Origin of the sequence: Actinoplanes octamycinicus (assembly GCF_014205225.1) — a bacterium.
Classification (GTDB): Bacteria; Actinomycetota; Actinomycetes; order Mycobacteriales; family Micromonosporaceae; genus Actinoplanes; species Actinoplanes octamycinicus.
Genome location: NZ_JACHNB010000001.1, coordinates 9610239 through 9626746 on the forward strand (window position 1 = coordinate 9610239; position 16508 = coordinate 9626746).

The window sequence follows — 16508 nt, forward strand, 5'->3', positions numbered from 1 at the left end:
CGCTCAGCGCCGGCTGCTCTCCCGCACCTTCAGCTCGGTGAGCAGGGTGACTGTCGACTGTGGCCGGTCCGGCTCGGCGATCCGCTCGGCCAGCAGCGTCGCCGCGGTCCGGCCCAGCTCGTAGGTCGGCTGCGCGATCGTGGTCAGCGACGGCCGGAACAGCCGCGCCCCGGGGATCTCGTCGAACCCGACCACGCCCATCCCGGCCGGGATGGTGACGCCCCGGTCGACCAGGCACTCGACCGCGCCGACGGTCATCAGGTTGTTGGCGGCGAACAGCGCGTCCGGCGGGTCGCCCGCGTCCAGCAGCGACGCCATCGCGGTGTACCCGCCGTCCTCCCGGAAGTCGGCGTGCCGGACCAGCTCGGCCGGGGCCGCCAGCCCGCGCGCGGTCAACGCCCGCTGGTAGCCGCGCAGCCGCTGCACCGCCGTCGACAGCTGGCTCGGCCCGGTGATGCAGGCGATCCGCCGGTAGCCGTGGTCGATCAGGTGCGTGGTGGCCAACTCGGCGCCGTGCTCGTTGTCGACCAGGACGCTGTCCACCCGGGCGCCGCTGATCTGCCGGTCGATCGCCACGACCGGAGTGCCCGCCTCGATCAGCCGGTTGACGTTCGCCGATTCCCCGGCGCTGGAGATGATCACGCCGGCCATCTGGTCCTCCAGGGCGGCGGTGACGTACCTCGCCTCCTTACCCGGGTCCTCGTCGCTGTTGCACAGCACCACCGAGTAGCCGGCCCGCTGGGCGACGTCCTCGACGCCGCGGACCAGCGCGGTGAAGAACGGGTTCGCCACGTCGGAGATGATCACCGCCCACAGCGTGGTGCGGCTGCGGCGCAGGTTGCGGGCCACGCTGTTCGGTCGGTAGTTGAGATCGCGGACCGCGCTCTGCACCCGGGCGGCCAGATCCGGGTCGACGGTGGCCTGACCGTTGAGCACCCGGGAGACGGTGGCCGGGGAGACCTGCGCTCGCTGCGCGACGTCATAGATGGTCGCCATGATCCCCATCATTATCGACCGGGCCAACGGCTCGCACGCCGCCCGCCCGCGAGCGCCGTTCCGGCACGGTCCACCCCGGCCGGACGAGGCAGTCGAACCCACCCCACCGCCCGGCTCCGGCCGAAGCTCGGTCGGGCAGGATGGCTGCCGTGGGGACCTGGGGTGTGGAGCCGTTCGAGAACGATGAGGCGGGCGACTTCGCCATCACGCTGGACGCCGCCTCACCGGCCGAGCGGGTCGAGCTGGTCGGGCGGGCGCTGGACGAGCGATCGGACATCCCGGCGGTGGCCGGTCAGGAGCCGGAGCGCCACTTCTGGTCGCGGCGCCAGGTGCAGTCGCGCAGGCGGACCGTTCCGGTGCCGGCCCGGTCGACGGTCTCCTCGGTGAGGCACCGGCCGTGGCGGCCGCTGCGGATCACCTTGACGAACCACCAGTCCTGCGCCGGATCGGCGCCGTCGCAGGGCGCGACCCGGACCACGGTGCCTTCCGCGCGAACGCAGTTCTCGCCGTTGTAGAACGCGCCGGTGCTCGCCTGGAACCACTGCTGGCCCACCGCCCCGTTCGAGCACGGCCGGGTGCTCAGGACGCTGCCGACCGCCCCGCCGGTCAGGCACCGGGTGCTGTCCGACCAGGTCACGATCGAGCCCTGATGCAGTGGCGGCGGCGCCGGAAGGGGCGCGGCGGCCGCGAATCCGGCGGTGAGCGCGGCCAGCGCCCGGGTGCTTCGCTGCATGAGTTGAACTGTAGGAATTCCCGGTGCGAGACCGCAGGAAAACGGGCGGGGTGGGCACCGAAGGCCCACCCCGTTTCCGTACGCTCAGCGCGTCACTTCTTGGCAGCCGGAGCCTTGCCGGCCGCTCCGGCGTCGTTTGCCGCGCCCGCCTCCTCGGCCGCGCCCTGGTCCTCAGCGCCGGCACCCTGCTCGCCGGCACCCTGGTCCTCAGCACCCGCACCCTGCTCGCCGGCACCCTGGTCCTCAGCACCGGCGCCCTGGTCCTCGGCGCCCGCGCCGGCCGCCCCGGCCACCGCCTTGGCGTCGGCCAGCGCGAGGCAAGCCTGCAGCAGAGTCGCCTGAGCCGAGGTCACCGCCTGGGCAGCCGCGCCCTGGTCCCCGGCCGCACCCTGGTCGCCGGCGTTCTGGTCGTCTGCGGCACCCTGCTCGCCGGCCGCGCCCTGCTCAGCGGCGCCCTTGCCCTTGCCGTTGCCCTTGTCGGCGCCCTTCTCCGCGCCCTTGCCGGCCGCCTTCTTCAGCGCCTTCAGGTACTTCTTGGCCAGCTTCTTGTTCGCGGCCTTGTTCTCCGCCGCGCTCTGCTCCGCCGCCTGCCCGGCCTGCTCCCCGGTCGCCGCCGCGGCGTCCGCCGCGAACTGGTCGCACGCCGCTTCCAGGGCCTGCGCCGAGGCGATCGCCGCGGCGCCCGCGTCCTGGGCCGCGACCGGCTGCAGTTCCTCGCCGTCGCAGACCACGCTGCCGGCGTTCACCTGCAGCTCCTTGCATTGAGAGATGTCGAACTGCTGACCGTCCACGCTCACCAGATCGGCCGCCTTGGGCTGGGTGCTCGCGTTCGCCAGCTGGACCCCGGCCACGCCGGTGGCGACCAGAACTCCGGCGACCACCGCCGCGCCGATCGCCTTCCGGCGGTTGCCCTGAATCCCCTGGTTGCGTCGGTACGCGCGCGACCTCATGAAGCACTCCTCGTCGTGGGACGTCGATGTTCACCGGTTGGGGGGCCATACGGGGGCAGTCGGCCGGGCGGTTCAACGCCGGTCCTCCGCCCGGGGCCTCCGGAGCCCCGGAAAGACCCGGAAAACCGCAGGTCAGAGCGGTGTTCCAAAAACCTCGAAAAAGTTTGCCGGATTCGCACCAACGGGTGATCATCGATCGAACGTTCCGCCCAGCGTGACCGGAAACGGTCAGAGAGGGAGCTATCCGTGGATCCGGTGGATGTCGCCCGCGAACTGGTCCTCGATCGTTTCCCGGCGGCCGAGTGGGCGATGCTCACCGGCAGCGTGGTCGGCCCGCGCCGCACGGCCGGCTCCGACCTGGACATCGTGGTGCTCGACGAGACCGACCCGGGCCATCGGGAGAGCCTGCGGCACCGGGGCTGGCCGGTGGAGTTCTTCGTGCACACCAGCGACCGGCTCGCCGGCTTCCTGGCGAGCGAGCTGGCCCAGCGCAAGCCGAGCACGCATCGCATGCTGGCGGACGGCGTCGTCCTCTGCGGCGACCCGGGAGAGCTCCCGGCGCGGTGCGGCGAGATCCTCGCCGCCGGGCCCGGCCCGCTCACCACCGCCGAGCAGGACTGGCTCCGGTACGGCCTGACCGACGGCCTCGACGACCTGCGTCACGCCACCGACCCCGGTGAACGCACAGTGATCGCCGCGACGCTGTGGACCGGCACCGCCGAGGCGTTCCTCTCGCTGGCCGGCCGCTGGTTGAGCACCGGCAAGTGGCTCCTGCGCGACCTGCGTGAACACGACCCGGCGTTCGCCGAGCGCTGGCTGGCGTCGCGCGACGACCCGGCCGCGCTCGCCACCGAGGTGCTGGACAGCGCCGGCGGCCCCCTGTTCGAGGGCTACCGTGCGTAGCCGGGACCTGCTGCCCGCTTGACGGCGGCACGGGACGATGGCGTACGTGAACAGTGAATCGCCGCGCGGGCTCCTCGTCATCGTCTGCGGGCTCCCGGGGAGCGGAAAGACCACCACGGCCAAGGAGATCGCCACGCGGCGGCGGGGTGTCCGGCTCGGTCCCGACGAATGGATGGCCGCGCTCGGCGTCACCCTGTGGGACGCCGAGATGCGCGACCGCATAGAAGCCCTGCAGTGGTCGCTCGCCCGGGAACTCCTGAGCGTCGGCACCACCGTGATCATCGAGTGGGGGACGTGGGCCCGCTCCGAACGTGATGCCCTCCGGCTCCAGGCGCGGCAGCTCGGCGCCGCGGTCCAGCTCGTACACCTCGACGTCCCGAACGACGAACTCTGGCGCCGCATCCAGGCGCGCGCCATGGAGGACCCGCCCATCCAGCGGTCCGACCTCGACCGATGGCGCCGCCAGTTCGAGCCCCCGGACGAGCGGGAGTTCGCGCTTTATGACCCGCGGCCCGCAGAGTGACCAGCAGCGGGCAATGCCGCAGATCCTTGCCGTGCACCGGCGGTGGGTGGCCTCTCTGCACGGGTTCTACAGGCCGGGGGCGCCCTGTGAGTGCTGCCGGAGTCACGGTCGCCCGAGGGGCTCACCGCCGATCTGGTGGCGATCCTCGCTGGAGCCAGCTGCCCGGACCCGGACATTCCGGCAGCCCGGCCGGTGGTCAGTGGCAGCTGTGGTGGGGCGGGCAGTGCGGTGGCGGGCCGGTGACCAGGTCGTGGACGCCGCCGAGGACGGCGGTGGTGACCAGGAAGAGGGCGAAGGCGGCGCGGCGGCGGACGGCGGCCGGGTGGGACGGGTGACGACGGTGCATGGCTGTCCTCAAGAAGATCGGATTTCGCCTCTCACGCTAGGACTGTCGGTATTAGTACTGCTAGAGAACATCATCCCTTTTGCCGGACCAGCGGGCCGGACGATCCGATGATCGTTCCGGCCCGCCGATCCGGACTAATCCCCGCGCGGGACCCCCGTCCGCCCGGCCAGCAGCGCCGGCCCAGCCGCCGGCCCGTCAGTGGGACCCGGCCAGGGCGCTGAACCACTCCGCGATCCGCGGCACGGCCAGCAGCTCGGCGCCCTCGTGGACCATCCCGCTGAAGGAGCGGTCCACGCCCACGTCGACCGCCGGGACCCGGGCGCCGCGAGCGGCGAACGACGACCGGCACGCCGTGGCGTTCCCGGTGACCGCCTGCTCGTCGCCGGGGCTGACGTAAAGCCGCACCGGCACCGCCGGCTGCCACTCGCAGACGCTGTCCGCCTCGCGCAGCGCCGCGGCGAACCGGGCGTTCGGGTGCAGCAGCAGCTCCCGCCCGCGCGGGGTGAGCAGCTCGCCGACCGAGTCCGGCACACCGGCGATCACCTCCGGGCCGGGGTGGCTGGCGTCGAACAGCTCGCCCATGCCGGTGTAGCCCGCGGCGAACACGTCGCGCGGGTCGCGGTAGATGTCGTGCAGCCGGTCGTAGGACGACAGCAGGTACGCCATGTACGCCGCCCCCAGCTTCGGCGTCACCTCGGGCGTGAACACCGCCGGGATCTCCACCCGCCGCATCGCGTAGGCCCCGCTGATCGGGGCGACCGCGGCCGGCCGGAACCACGGGTCCGCCCCGCCCTGCAGGGCCCGGGCCAGCCCGAGCGCGGCCGACGCCCCCTGCGAGAAGCCGGCCGCGTACACCTCCCGGTCCAGGGTGCGGCCCTGCCGGGCGACGAACGTGCGGGCCGCCCGGAGCAGGTCGAGCGAGGCGCTGGTCTCGGTCGGCACGTCCATCCACGGGTGCGGGCCGGCGCCGGCGCCCAGTCCCAGGTAGTCCGGGGCGACCGCGGCGAACCCGGTGGACGCGAAGGTGATCGCCGGGCCGGACAGGAACATGTCGTCCGGGGCGACCGACGGGGCGTCGCCGCGGTAGACCGAGGTGCCATGGCCGAACGACACCGTCCGCAGGTGGCGGTCGCCGGTGCGGGGCAGGACCAGCAGACCGCTGGCCGCGGTGGGACGGCCGTGGGCGTCGACCGTGCGGTAGACGAGTTGGTGCAGGCTCACGCCGTACCGGGAACTCGGGGTGTGGAAACCCGCGGCGGTGAGCGCCGAGCCGACCTCGGCCCCGGACTCGTAGGTGGTCAGCGGGTGCTGCGCCAGCAGCGCACCGCGGTCGATGGCCGGTGACGCGGCGGCGGGCGTGTTCACCGCCCCCACGGCGACCGCCGTGAGCAGGAATGCCGCGATGATCCGTCGATGTTTTCGCATGGTCCTGACGCTAGGCAGCGCGCCGGTCGGGTTCGATCCTGCTGACCGCAGTCCCGGGGTAGGGAAAAGTCCCCTACGACACCAGGTCGATCAGCGCGCGGGTGGCGGCGCCCGGCGTGCGGTCGGCGGGCATCGCCAGCGACAACGGCCAGCGCAGGTCCGCGCCGGTCACCGGCAGCACCGCCACTCCGGTGATCCCGTCCAGCAGGAACCGGGGCAGCAGGGTGATCCCGAGCCCGTGCCGCACGTAGTCGGCGCCGGTGCCGATGTCGCTGATCTCGATGGTGACCCGGCGGCGGACCCCGGCCGCGGCGAACGCCCGGTCGGCCACCGCCCGGTTGCCGTAACCGGCCGGCGAGTCGATGAAGTCCAGGCCGGCCAGCTCGGTGATCGGCACCGACTCCCGGCCGGCGAGCGGGTGGCCGGGCGGCACCACCAGGTCGAGCTGCGCGGACGCCAGGGGGAGCAGCCGGATGCCGGGTGGCGGCGGGCCGGGCAGCGAGACGAAGGCCAGGTCGAGACGGTGCTCGGTGAGTGCGGTGACCAGGCCGGCCGAGCCGGACGGGGCGGCGCTGGTCTGCAGCAGCACGCCGGGGTGGCGGCGATGGTACTCACCGAGCAGGGCGGGCAGGTCGAGCAGCCGGATCGAGGTGAGCACGCCGAGCCGCAGCGTGCCGCGCAGGCCGCCGCGCACCTCGTCGACCGCGTCCCGGGCGTCGCGGGCCGCGTCCAGGGCGGTCCGGGCGCGCGGCAGCAGGGCCGCGCCGGCGTCGGTGAGCAGCACCCGCTTGGCGTTGCGGTCGAACAGCGGGACGCCGAGCTCGCGCTCCAGCGTCTTGATCGCGGCGGACACCGCGGACTGGACCACGTGCAGCCGCTCGGCGGCCCGGGAGAAGTGCTGCTCCTCGGCGACCGCGACGAAGTACTCCAGCTGGCGCAGCTCCACGCCGCAAGTATCGCAGATCTTGATGGTCACCTTCGAAATGATTCGTTGGACGTGATGCTCGCTGGTGCGGAAGCTGTCGGCATGACTCTTCTGGCTCCCGCTCCGGTCACCACCCGGCACGGCGCCGGGTTCTGGATGATCGCCGGCGCGTTCCTGATCGCGATGGCGTTCTCCACCGTCCCGACCCCGCTCTACCCGCTCTATTCGGCGCGGGACGGTTTCTCCACCCTCACCGGCACCATCGTGTTCGCGGTCTACGCGGTCGGCGTGGTGATCAGCCTGCTGCTCGCCGGGCACATCTCCGACTGGACCGGCCGCAAGCGGATCCTCATCCCGGCGCTCGGCCTGGAGCTGGCCGCGGCGGTGCTCTTCCTGGCCGGCACGGCGCTGCCGGTGCTGCTGGCCGCCCGGTTCCTGACCGGCCTGGGCGTCGGCTTGATCACCGCGACGGCCACCGCGTACTTGCACGACCTGCACACCGCGCACCGCCCCGGCGCCTCGAAGCAGCGCTTCGAGATCGTCTCCACGGCGGCCAACACCGGTGGGCTCGGGTTCGGATCGCTGCTGGCCGGCGGGATCGCCGCGTTCACCCAGACCCCTTTGCGGACGCCGTACGTCGTCTTCGCCGTCCTGCTGCTGGTCGCCGTCGCCGCCGTCGCGCTGACCCCGGAGACCGTGCTGGAGCGCCCGGCCGAGCCGGTCTACCGCCCGCAGCGGTTCACCGCCGACCGGGCCGTGGCCGGCTACCTGGCCGCCGGGTTCGCCGCGTTCGCGGTGTTCGGCCTGTTCACCTCGGTCGCCCCGGGCTTCGTCGCCGGCACCCTGCACCACCCGTCCCGGCTGCTCGCCGGCGCCGTGGTCTTCGCGGTCTTCGGCGCCGCCGCGGCCGCGCAGGCGCTGACCGGCCGGCTCACCGCGACCGCCAAGCTCGCCCTCGGCCTCGCCGCCCAGGCCGCCGGCGTGGTGCTGCTGCTCGCCGGGATGTCGCTGGCCAGCCTGCCGCTCTTCGTGCTCGGCGGGATGATCGCCGGGGTCGGCGCCGGCACCCTGTTCAAGACCGCGGTCGCCATGGTCAGCGCTCTGGCCGCGCCGGAGCGCCGCGGCGAGTCGCTCGCCGGTCTGTTCCTGGCCGGTTACCTCGGGCTGACCGCCCCGGTGATCGGTCTCGGACTCGCCACCCAGGCGTTCACCGCGCTCACCGCGATGACCGGATTCGCCGTCCTGATCCTGGCGCTGCTCGGCACGGTCGCGGCACTGACCATGCGGCGCCTCGTCATTCATCCGGCGATGCCGCCGACGCCGCGCTGACCATTCACCGGTGACCGGTCGCCGGAATGCGACGTCCGATCCCCGCCAGACCGGGACACCATTCTTCGGCAGGCTCGCCGGCATGGGAAACACGATGCAGAACAGGGTGGCCCTGGTGACCGGCGGCAGCCGGGGAATCGGGGCCGCCGTCGCCCTGCGGCTCGCCGCGGACGGCCATGATGTGGCGATCACCTTTCAGCGGAACACGTCGCGGGCCGACGAGATCGTCGAGCGGATCCGGCAGTCCGGCCGCCGGGCCGTCGCATTCCAGGCCGACAGCGCCGACCCGGACGCGGTGGTCGCCGCGGTGAACGGCGCCGCCGCCGCATTCGGGCGGCTGGACATTCTGGTGAACAATGCCGCGCTGTTCCTGGCCGGCCCGATCGACCAGGTCGGCCCGGACGATCTCGACCGGACCGTCGCGGTCAACATCCGCGCCCCGTTCGTCGCCGCGCAGGCCGCGGTGCGGCACCTGACCGCCGGCGGCCGCATCATCAACATCGGCAGCAACGTGGCGGTCCGGGCGGCGTTCCCCGGCTTCGCGCTCTACTCGATGAGCAAGACCGCCCTGGTCGGCCTGACCAAGGCACTCGGCCGGGAGCTGGGCCCGCGGGCCATCACGGTCAACCTGGTGCACCCCGGCGCGACCGACACCGAGATGAACCCGGCCGACGGCCCGATGGCCGGAACGATCAACGAGGTCACCGCTCTGGGCCACTACGCGGACCCGGCGGACATCGCGGCGGTGGTCGCTTTCCTGGCCTCCCCGGACGCCTGTTATGTGACCGGCGCCGCCATCAACGCCGACGGCGGATTCACCGCCTGAGATTCTCCTCGGTCCGCTCCCGCAGAAACGTCAGAAAAGCCGGCAGATCCGCGGCGAAAAACTCTATGCGGTCAGCGTCATGGACGCCGCCGACCACGGCGCCGCCGTTGAGGAGGAGAACCGGCCCGTCGGCGTCCCGCGGCAGGGCGAACATTCCACCACCGCCGTCACTGCCGAAAACCACGATTCGCCGGCCGTCGCTGAGCGCATGCGGGAAATCGCCCTCCAGCGACGGCCGGTGAATCCAATATCCGACGTGCACATCGGGAAGGCGCACTTCCCCGACGACCCGATGGAACACCAGAAGGCTTTCCGGTACGCCGACGAGCCCGGCCAGTTCCCTCCCGGTCGCCGCGTCGCCGATCTCGTGCTCGTCCGGCGGGTACCCGAAGTGGTCCTGGAACCCGACCGGCACCCGCTCGGCCAGCCCGACCATCGCGTCCCGCCACCGCCGCACCCACGCCTCGTCCACCGTCACCGCCCTCCGCCGGCCACGAACGGGGCGCCCGCGGCCCCCACCGCGGCGATCAGCATGATCGGGAACTCACGGTCCGCCTGGCCGACCGCGAGTCCGGCCCAGCGTCCCGCCGGGCGCCGCCAGAGGAGCAGCTGGCCGCTGAGCCCGCAGAGCTGCCGCAGCGGTTCCGGGGCCGGCTCCTCGCTAGGCAGGTAGCGGCCGAGGTCGATCGGCTCGGGCTTGCCCCAGCGTGCGGTCAGGGCGGACACCGCGGACTCGAAGGCGTCGTCGATCTCCCGCTCGGCCGCTTCGACGACGTCATCGTCCGGGTCGTCCCAGAAGTCCTGGCTGGCCTGGAGGACGACGACGTGGTGGCCGGGGCCGCTGGAGGCGAACCCGTCCGTCGTCTCGTGCGCCGGGAACGGGCGGCCGAGCAGCTCGTCGATCACCCGGAACCGATCTTCTGCGGTCACGGTACGAGGCTAGTCGGCGGCGGCCCGGCGGCGGGGCGCGTGATCAGCGGCGTCAGAACGGGGCGGGGCCGGTGCCGGTGATGGACATCAGGATCTGGGTGGCCAGGAGCCTGCGGACGCCGGTGACCGCGACCGTGCCGATCTGGTCGTAGGGCAGCTCCAGGGAGAGCCCGTCGGCCGCCTCGCGGACGGCGGGGCTGATCTGGTCGGGGCGGAACGTGCCGCCCCAGCCGTTGATGCCGCCGCGCTGATGGGTGCTCAGCGAGGCCATGCCGGACACGAGCGTGCCGTCGGCGAGAGTCAGCCTCGCGGGACCGGAGTAGGTCGTCATGATGGCCAACCGTAACCGGCACCCGCCGTCGCGGCCCAATCAGCATGCGTTCCGGACCCTTCCCGGTCACCGTCAGGCGCGGTCGGGGGCCGGGCCGGCGGCGGTGAGGACCATCAGGCTCGTCGACGGGTCGACGGTGACCAGGCCGAAGAGACCGAGCAGCGCGGCCCGCTGGTCGGGGAGGCCGTCCGCGTACCCCAAGAGGTTTTCTCCGGTGGTGCCGGCGGCGAAAGCGACCAGGTCGCCCAGGAAACCGGCCAGTGCGGCGGGGTCGTCCGGGGCGCCCGAGACCAGCTCCACATACTGGTGGGCCAGCTCCTGGTCGTCGGCGAGCAGGGCGCCGGCCGGCAGGATCGTACGCTCCACGACGAAGCGGGAGTCGAGGCGGGTCAGCGCGTCGTCGCCGAGCATCACCATCTCGGCCTGGTGGGTCGAGGTGGCGCAGGCCGCGGCGGCGCGCTTGTCGACCTGGTCGGCCAGGGCGGCGCGCAGGACCCGGACCACGCCGGAGTTGTCCTGGCCGAGTTTGGCCCAGCCGAGGATCTGCCGGACCCGGTCGGAGCGCAGCGGGTCGTCCGCGGCCAGCTCGGCCCGGCGCAGGTGCACGTGGTCGGCCGCGGTGAGCGGGCAGTCGTCGCCGGCCGTGGTCGAGTCGGGGGCGTGCACGGTGTGCGGCGGGAACATCAGGCCGAGCCCGTACGCCTGGAGGTGCCGCGGGAGCGGGCCGGCGGTGGCGTGCACGACGGTGTGGTACTCCGGGCGGATCGTGCCGGCGCTGGAGTGCCGCAGCGGGTAGGAGCGCAGCGGCCGGGCCTCCACCTCGAAGCCCCAGCGCTCCAGGTCGTCCTGCCGCAGCGGCTGGGGCAGCCCGAAGAGCCGCAGCTCGGCCGCCGGATCCGGCGCCGGCGCCGGATCGGCCCCGCCCGTGACGGCGTCCGGTGGGTAGGTGCCCTTGACGCTGTCGGGTGGATAGATCAGGAGCTCGATCGAGGACATGGACGCTTCCTCCCGAGGCGCGGCGAACTGATCGGCCGGCGTCGCCCGTGACGCCTCCGGTCCCTCTTCCGGTCGAGGGAACATGACCAACGGACACCCCCAGGCTCCGCGAACCTCATCGAGCCTGACAGATCGGCGGCGGCACCGACAGAGGCGGCGCGCTGCCAGTTGGCCGGACTTTGATCAGCCGCACGGGCAGCCTCAGAGCCGCTCGACCCGGGCCGGGTCGCCGCGGACCAGGTCGTCGTGAATCCGCCAGCGGGCGGTGACCACGTCCTGGCCTGCGGCGACATCGGACTGTGCGAGGCGGTCGCGGAGCAGCCGCAGGGCGATCCGGCGGTTCAGGGTGAACTGCCGCTCGGTGTCGACGACCACCACCGTGCCGGTCGGGCGGTGGGTGGCCCGGACCGCGGTGCTGGCCTTGTTGCGGTGCTGGCCGCCCGGCCCGCCGGTCCGGATCGCCACCACGTCCACCTCGGACTCGTCGAAGGCGGTGCGCGGGACGCCGACCTGGCAGGGCTGGGCGGTGACGTACCAGTTCTTGCGGCCGGGCCCGGTCCGGTACGGGCTGGGCGCCTGCCAGCACAGCGTCCCGGTCCAGGACGCCGCGAACCGGTCGTCGGAGATCCGCAGCAGCACCGAGCGGTAGGTGCCGGGCCGCTCCCCCGCGACCGTCTCCACCCGTTCGACCACGACGGACAGTGACCGGGCGTCGGCCTCCAGGCGCCGCAGCAGCTGGGCGAGGGCCCACGAGCACTCCTGCGGCCCCCGGCCCGCCGACATCAGCAGGTGCACGCTCATCGGCGCCGGTCCGCGGTCTTGTAGGTGACCACCGGCACGGTGCTCACCACTCTGCTGGCCAGCTTGTGCTCGACCAGGTCGCCGACCACCTGCTCGATCCGCTTGTACGCGGTCGGCGCCTCCTCGAACAGCAGCTGCCGGTCACCGCACACGACCAGCGAGCCGACCGGCGTACGCCGAAGCTCCTCGACCGTGTGCTTGACCTTGCCGCGCCGCAGGGCGTCGGCCCGGGACATCTTGCGTCCCGCGCCGTGCGCGACCGACCAGCCGGCGTCCTCGCCGGCGTGCCCGGCCACCAGGAACGACGGCGTGCCGCGGGTGCCGGCGATCAGCACGTCCCGCCGGTCGCCGTCAGCCGCGCCCTTGCGGTGCAGGTAGAGACCGTCGCGGAGCTCCACCGAGTTGTGGCACTCGTCGACGATCGGCTCCTGGTAGGCGGCGCCGAGCGCGTCGGCGACCCGGGCCGCCATCACCCGCCGGTTGAGCGAGCCCCAGCGGACCGCGTCGTCGTGCGCGGCCAGGTAGGCCGCCGGGTCGGCGGCCGGCCCGGCGCCGTGCACCTCGGTGTGCGCGCGCAGGATCCGCTCGCCGAGCCCGCGCGAGCCGCTGTGCACGATCAGCACGGTGTCGCCGGCGGCCAGGCCGAGCCGGGTGGCGTGGTCAGAATCGAAAACGGTGCCGACTCGGGCCAATTCGACGAAGTGGTTGCCGCGGCCGACGGTGCCCAGGCTCTCGGTCCAGCCGCCGGGCACGTCGGCCACGTCGAAAAAAGCGTGGTCGGCCTCGTCGAGGTCGGGGAACCGGGCGGCGAGCTTCTCCGGCACCACCCGCTTGAGCTTGATCGGGAAGACCGCGATGCCGCAGCCGATGTCCGAGCCGACCAGGAACGGGTAGAGCACCGAGGAGCTCATCGCGGCGCCGATCGGGGCGCCCTTGCCGGGGTGCAGGTCGGGCATGCCGGCGACGTGTTTCATGCCGGGCAGCGCGGCGACCTGGTGGCACTGGTCGAGGGCGGTGGACTCGATCCAGCTGGAAGCGGACGCGAAAATAGCAACGCTAGCAGACAAAACAGACACAACCATTCCAGGGAAGGGTGAGCGAAGGACCCGGGGTGGAGGCGTCAGTAAGTCATGGGCGACAGCCTTGCCGACCCGGCCGGGCCGGGCAACCGAATAACGTCGGGCATGATCACTGCATGCCTCTGCTCGATGCGCTGCTGCAGGACGCCGACGTCGCCGACTTCGTGGTCACCCCGGATCAGCGGGTCAGCCGCCACGAGCTGCTGGGCTGGGCCGCGGCGCTCGCCGAGGAGCTGAGCGGCAAGCGGATCGTCGCGGTGAACGCGACGCCGGACCTCTCGACGGTGGTCGCGGTGACGGCCGCCCTGCTGGCCGGGGTGCCGATCGTGCCGATTCCGCCGGATGCCGGGGACCTGGAACGCGCGCACATCCTCAACGACTCCGGCGCCGAGTTGATCGAAGCCGGACCGAGACGATCCGGCAGCGTGCCGCCGGAGCCCGACCCCGGCCTGCCCGGCCTGGTGCTGTACACCAGCGGCACGACCGGCGCGCCGAAAGGCGTGGTGATCTCCCGCGCCGCGCTCGCCGCCGACCTGGACGCCCTGGCCGCCGCGTGGCAGTGGACCGCCGACGACACGCTCGTGCACGGCCTGCCGCTCTACCACGTGCACGGGCTGGTGCTGGGCGTGCTCGGCCCGCTGCGGATCGGTTCCCGGCTGCGGCACACGACAAAGCCCACCCCTTCCGCGTACGCCGAAGCACCCGGCTCGATGTACTTCGGCGTCCCCACCGTGTGGTCGCGGGTCGCCGCCGACCCGGCCGCCGCCCGCGCGTTGCGCCGGGCCCGGCTGCTGGTCTCCGGCAGCGCCCCGCTGCCGGTCCCGGTCTTCGACGCGCTCGCCGAGCTGACCGGCCAGGCCCCGGTCGAGCGGTACGGGATGACCGAGACCCTGATCACGGTCAGCGCCCGAGCCGACGGCGAACGCCGGGCCGGCCACGTCGGCCTGCCGCTGGCCGGGATACACACCCGGCTGGTCGACGAGGTCGGCAACCCGCTGCCGGACGACGGGGTGAGCATCGGCAACCTGCAGGTCTGCGGCCCCACCCTGCTCGACGGCTACCTGCGCGGCGACGGCGTGCGCCCGGCCGAGCTGATCGACGGCTGGTTCCCGACCGGGGACGTGGCCACCATCGGCCCGGACGGCTGGCACCGGATCGTCGGCCGGGCCTCCACCGACCTGATCAAGAGCGGCGGGTACCGGATCGGCGCCGGCGAGGTGGAGGACGCGCTGCTGCTGCACCCGGCGGTGCACGAGGCGGCCGTGGTCGGCACCCCGCACCTGGACCTGGGTGAGCAGGTGACCGCGTTCGTGGTGGCCGACCCGGTCGCCCCGGACGAGCTGATCGCCTTCGTGGCCGAGCGCCTGGCCGCCCACAAACGGCCGCGGATCGTCCACCTGGTGCCCAGGTTGCCGCGGAACGCAATGGGAAAGGTCCAGAAAAAGCAGCTCATGACCGGTTAGCGTTCGGTATGTGACTTTCACGGTCGACGAGTTCAGCGAATGGAACCAGCAACTTCTCTCCCGGCAGCCGGTGACCCGCCGGTCGCTGCTGCTGGCCGCGACCGCGGCCGGCCTGACCGGCCAGTTCGGCCTGGCCCAGCGCGCCTTCGCGGTGGCCGGCGGGACGGCGGGCAGCGCCGGGGTGGTGGTCTCCGGCAGACACCTGTCCTTCGTGCCGGGCGCGGGTGACCTGCCCCGCGACGCGATGGCGGTGACCGCCCAGCTGGTCAGCAGGACCGGGTCGCTGCCGGCCAAGCTGCGCGCCTTCGTCGACGTCGGCGACGCGCCCGGCACGTACGGCACCCGGGTCGAGGCCGCGATCAAGCACCTGGTCGGGCAGTACGCCATCCCCGGCGGCCCGATCGGCAGCCAGTTCTACGCCAAGGCGTCCCTCAAAGGGCTGAAGCCGAACACGGTCTACCACTACCGGGTGCGGCTCTCCGACGGCACGGTCACCGGCGACGCGCACTTCACCACCGCACCCGAGGCGGCCACCCCGTTCACCTTCACCGCGTTCGCCGACGTCGGCACCAACACCGCGCCCAAGGACCCGGCGTACGCCTGGAAGAAGCCGCACGCCGGCTGGCCGAAGGGGATCTTCGACGACAACGCGTACGGGGCGGCCGACCCGATCGCCGGCAAGTACGCCACCGACAAGACGCCGGCCGCCACGATCACCAAGCTGATGGGCACCCAGCGGCCCGCGTTCACCCTGCTGGCCGGCGACATCTGCTACGCCAACCCGTCCGGGACCGGGCTGCCGGCCGACGACACCACCGCGCTGACCGGCAAGGCCCCGGCCGGGAAGAACCTGTTCAACCCGTACGTCTGGGATGTCTTCCTGAACCAGATCGAGCCGCAGGCGGCGTTCACGCCGTGGATGTTCGCCACCGGCAACCACGACATGGAGCCGCTCTACGGCAACACCACCTACCTGGGCGGCAGCCCCACCCACGGGTACGGCGGGCACGTGCAGCGCCTCGACTTCCCGGCCACCGGCCCGAAGGGCTGCCCGTCGGTCTACCGGTTCCGGTACGGCAACGTCGGGGTGATCTCGCTGGACGCCAACGAGCTGTCCTGGGAGCTGCAGTCGAACACCGGTTACTCCGGCGGCGCGCAGGTCACCTGGCTGACCTCGACGCTCAAGGCGTGGCGGGCCGCCGGGTCCGGGGTCGACTTCATCGTGGCGTTCTTCCACCACTGCGCCTTCTCCACCGCGCACAACCACGCCTCGGACGGCGGGGTGCGCGCCGCGGTCGACCCGCTGTTCACCAAGTACCAGGTGGACCTGGCCGTGCAGGGGCACAACCACCTGTTCGAGCGGACCGACCCGATCCGGCACGGCAAGCGGACCAAGGCCGCCCCGGACGGCGCGACCGTGCTGCCGGCGCAGGACGGGGTCACCTACGTCTGCGTCGGCTCCGGCGGGCGGCCCCGCTACCCGTTCCGCCCGGCGCCCGGCCCGGACGCGCCGCCCCCGGCCGGGGTCACCCCGAAGGGCGAGCGGAAACTGCCCGAGGGGCAGCGCTACCGCGGCCACAAGCCGAGCGGCAAGGAGAACACCTCCTCGACCGTGGACAACAGCTACTTCTGGACCAAGGACAAGGGCAAGCCGAAGAAGGGCAAGGGCGCGCCGACCGGCGGCCGGGTGCCCGAGTCGGTGGACTGGTCGCAGGTCCGCTACGACGGCTACGCCTTCATCGCGGTCGACGTGGCGCCGCCCGTGGCGACCGGCGGCAGCACCACGATGACCGTGCGCACCCTGGCGGACGCGCTGCCCGGCAGCGGGAAGCCGTACAGCGAGATCGATCGGATCGTGCTCAAGCGGACCTCGGGGCTGACCATCGCCGGGTGAGCCAGGCTCGCGACATTGGATCTTTCCGATGCCGGGCCCGGGTTCCTACCGTGTGGCC

Annotated in this window: 18 protein-coding genes and 1 pseudogene; 7 read left to right on the forward strand and 12 right to left on the reverse strand. The window is 72.9% G+C overall.

The genetic code is table 11. The annotated features are described in order from the left end of the window. Positions 1–3: 3 nt before the first annotated feature. Entirely contained in the window at positions 4–996 is a 993-nt protein-coding gene (locus BJY16_RS43580; RefSeq protein WP_185045559.1) for a LacI family DNA-binding transcriptional regulator, read from the reverse strand. A gap of 140 nt (positions 997–1136) precedes the next feature. Here BJY16_RS43580 and BJY16_RS49080 point away from each other — a divergent pair. Beyond that, positions 1137–1250, forward strand: a pseudogene (locus BJY16_RS49080) (DUF4259 domain-containing protein); the annotation flags it as partial. A 38-nt stretch (positions 1251–1288) separates the two neighbouring features. Here BJY16_RS49080 and BJY16_RS43590 read toward each other — a convergent pair. Both BJY16_RS43590 and BJY16_RS43595 read right to left on the reverse strand, forming a co-directional pair. Further along, positions 1289–1729: a ricin-type beta-trefoil lectin domain protein gene (locus tag BJY16_RS43590; RefSeq protein WP_185045560.1), complete on the reverse strand. Its 441-nt coding sequence runs from the start codon at positions 1727–1729 to the stop codon at positions 1289–1291. Between the two features lie 92 nt (positions 1730–1821). Beyond that, positions 1822–2679 (reverse strand): hypothetical protein, encoded by an 858-nt coding sequence (locus BJY16_RS43595; RefSeq protein WP_185045561.1) that lies wholly within the window; start codon positions 2677–2679, stop codon positions 1822–1824. A 246-nt stretch (positions 2680–2925) separates the two neighbouring features. On the opposite strand from BJY16_RS43595, the gene BJY16_RS43600 reads away from it, so the two are divergent. Both BJY16_RS43600 and BJY16_RS43605 read left to right on the forward strand, forming a co-directional pair. Next, positions 2926–3582, forward strand: a complete 657-nt coding sequence (locus BJY16_RS43600) for a nucleotidyltransferase domain-containing protein (protein ID WP_185045562.1) — start codon at positions 2926–2928, stop codon at positions 3580–3582. Between the two features lie 46 nt (positions 3583–3628). Further along, a complete protein-coding gene (locus BJY16_RS43605; RefSeq protein ID WP_185045563.1) occupies positions 3629–4105 on the forward strand; it encodes a P-loop nucleotide/nucleoside kinase family protein in 477 nt (158 codons plus the stop codon). 196 nt (positions 4106–4301) lie between these two features. Here BJY16_RS43605 and BJY16_RS43610 read toward each other — a convergent pair whose 3' ends face one another. The 3 genes from BJY16_RS43610 to BJY16_RS43620 all read right to left on the reverse strand — a co-directional run bounded on the left by BJY16_RS43610 (position 4302) and on the right by BJY16_RS43620 (position 6852). Next, the gene (locus tag BJY16_RS43610; RefSeq protein ID WP_185045564.1) at positions 4302–4451 is read right to left on the reverse strand and encodes a hypothetical protein; all 150 of its coding nucleotides are present in this window, start codon (positions 4449–4451) and stop codon (positions 4302–4304) included. 195 nt (positions 4452–4646) lie between these two features. Next, positions 4647–5876, reverse strand: coding sequence for an alpha/beta hydrolase family protein (locus BJY16_RS43615; RefSeq protein ID WP_185045565.1), 1230 nt, complete (start codon positions 5874–5876; stop codon positions 4647–4649). A 73-nt stretch (positions 5877–5949) separates the two neighbouring features. Further along, positions 5950–6852 (reverse strand): LysR family transcriptional regulator, encoded by a 903-nt coding sequence (locus tag BJY16_RS43620; protein WP_239177899.1) that lies wholly within the window; start codon positions 6850–6852, stop codon positions 5950–5952. A gap of 51 nt (positions 6853–6903) precedes the next feature. On the opposite strand from BJY16_RS43620, the gene BJY16_RS43625 reads away from it, so the two are divergent. Then, the gene (locus BJY16_RS43625; protein ID WP_239177898.1) at positions 6904–8130 is read left to right on the forward strand and encodes an MFS transporter; all 1227 of its coding nucleotides are present in this window, start codon (positions 6904–6906) and stop codon (positions 8128–8130) included. Between the two features lie 82 nt (positions 8131–8212). Then, positions 8213–8956, forward strand: a complete 744-nt coding sequence (locus BJY16_RS43630; protein WP_185045567.1) for an SDR family NAD(P)-dependent oxidoreductase — start codon at positions 8213–8215, stop codon at positions 8954–8956. Here the strand turns inward: BJY16_RS43630 and BJY16_RS43635 are convergent. From BJY16_RS43635 to BJY16_RS43660, 6 genes are all read right to left on the reverse strand, one after another. After that, a complete protein-coding gene (locus BJY16_RS43635) occupies positions 8946–9434 on the reverse strand; it encodes a hypothetical protein (RefSeq protein ID WP_185045568.1) in 489 nt (162 codons plus the stop codon). The two genes, BJY16_RS43630 and BJY16_RS43635, sit on opposite strands and share 11 nt — an antisense overlap. Next, positions 9431–9886, reverse strand: a complete 456-nt coding sequence (locus BJY16_RS43640; protein ID WP_185045569.1) for a hypothetical protein — start codon at positions 9884–9886, stop codon at positions 9431–9433. Before BJY16_RS43640 ends, BJY16_RS43635 begins: the two co-directional genes overlap by 4 nt. A gap of 52 nt (positions 9887–9938) precedes the next feature. Then, on the reverse strand, positions 9939–10217 hold the full coding sequence (locus tag BJY16_RS43645) for a hypothetical protein (RefSeq protein WP_185045570.1): 279 nt from the start codon (positions 10215–10217) through the stop codon (positions 9939–9941). A 72-nt stretch (positions 10218–10289) separates the two neighbouring features. After that, positions 10290–11213, reverse strand: a complete 924-nt coding sequence (locus tag BJY16_RS43650) for a hypothetical protein (RefSeq protein ID WP_185045571.1) — start codon at positions 11211–11213, stop codon at positions 10290–10292. A gap of 201 nt (positions 11214–11414) precedes the next feature. Then, positions 11415–12014 (reverse strand): peptide chain release factor H, encoded by a 600-nt coding sequence (prfH, locus tag BJY16_RS43655; RefSeq protein ID WP_185045572.1) that lies wholly within the window; start codon positions 12012–12014, stop codon positions 11415–11417. After that, complete coding sequence (locus tag BJY16_RS43660) at positions 12011–13096, reverse strand: RNA ligase RtcB family protein (protein ID WP_185045573.1); 1086 nt, start codon at positions 13094–13096, stop codon at positions 12011–12013. The genes prfH and BJY16_RS43660 overlap by 4 nt, the downstream gene beginning before the upstream one ends. A gap of 113 nt (positions 13097–13209) precedes the next feature. Between BJY16_RS43660 and BJY16_RS43665 the strand changes: the two genes are divergently transcribed. Continuing rightward, positions 13210–14556 (forward strand): AMP-binding protein, encoded by a 1347-nt coding sequence (locus tag BJY16_RS43665; RefSeq protein ID WP_185045574.1) that lies wholly within the window; start codon positions 13210–13212, stop codon positions 14554–14556. Between the two features lie 10 nt (positions 14557–14566). Further along, a complete protein-coding gene (locus BJY16_RS43670; protein WP_185045575.1) occupies positions 14567–16450 on the forward strand; it encodes a purple acid phosphatase family protein in 1884 nt (627 codons plus the stop codon). Positions 16451–16508: the final 58 nt, after the last annotated feature.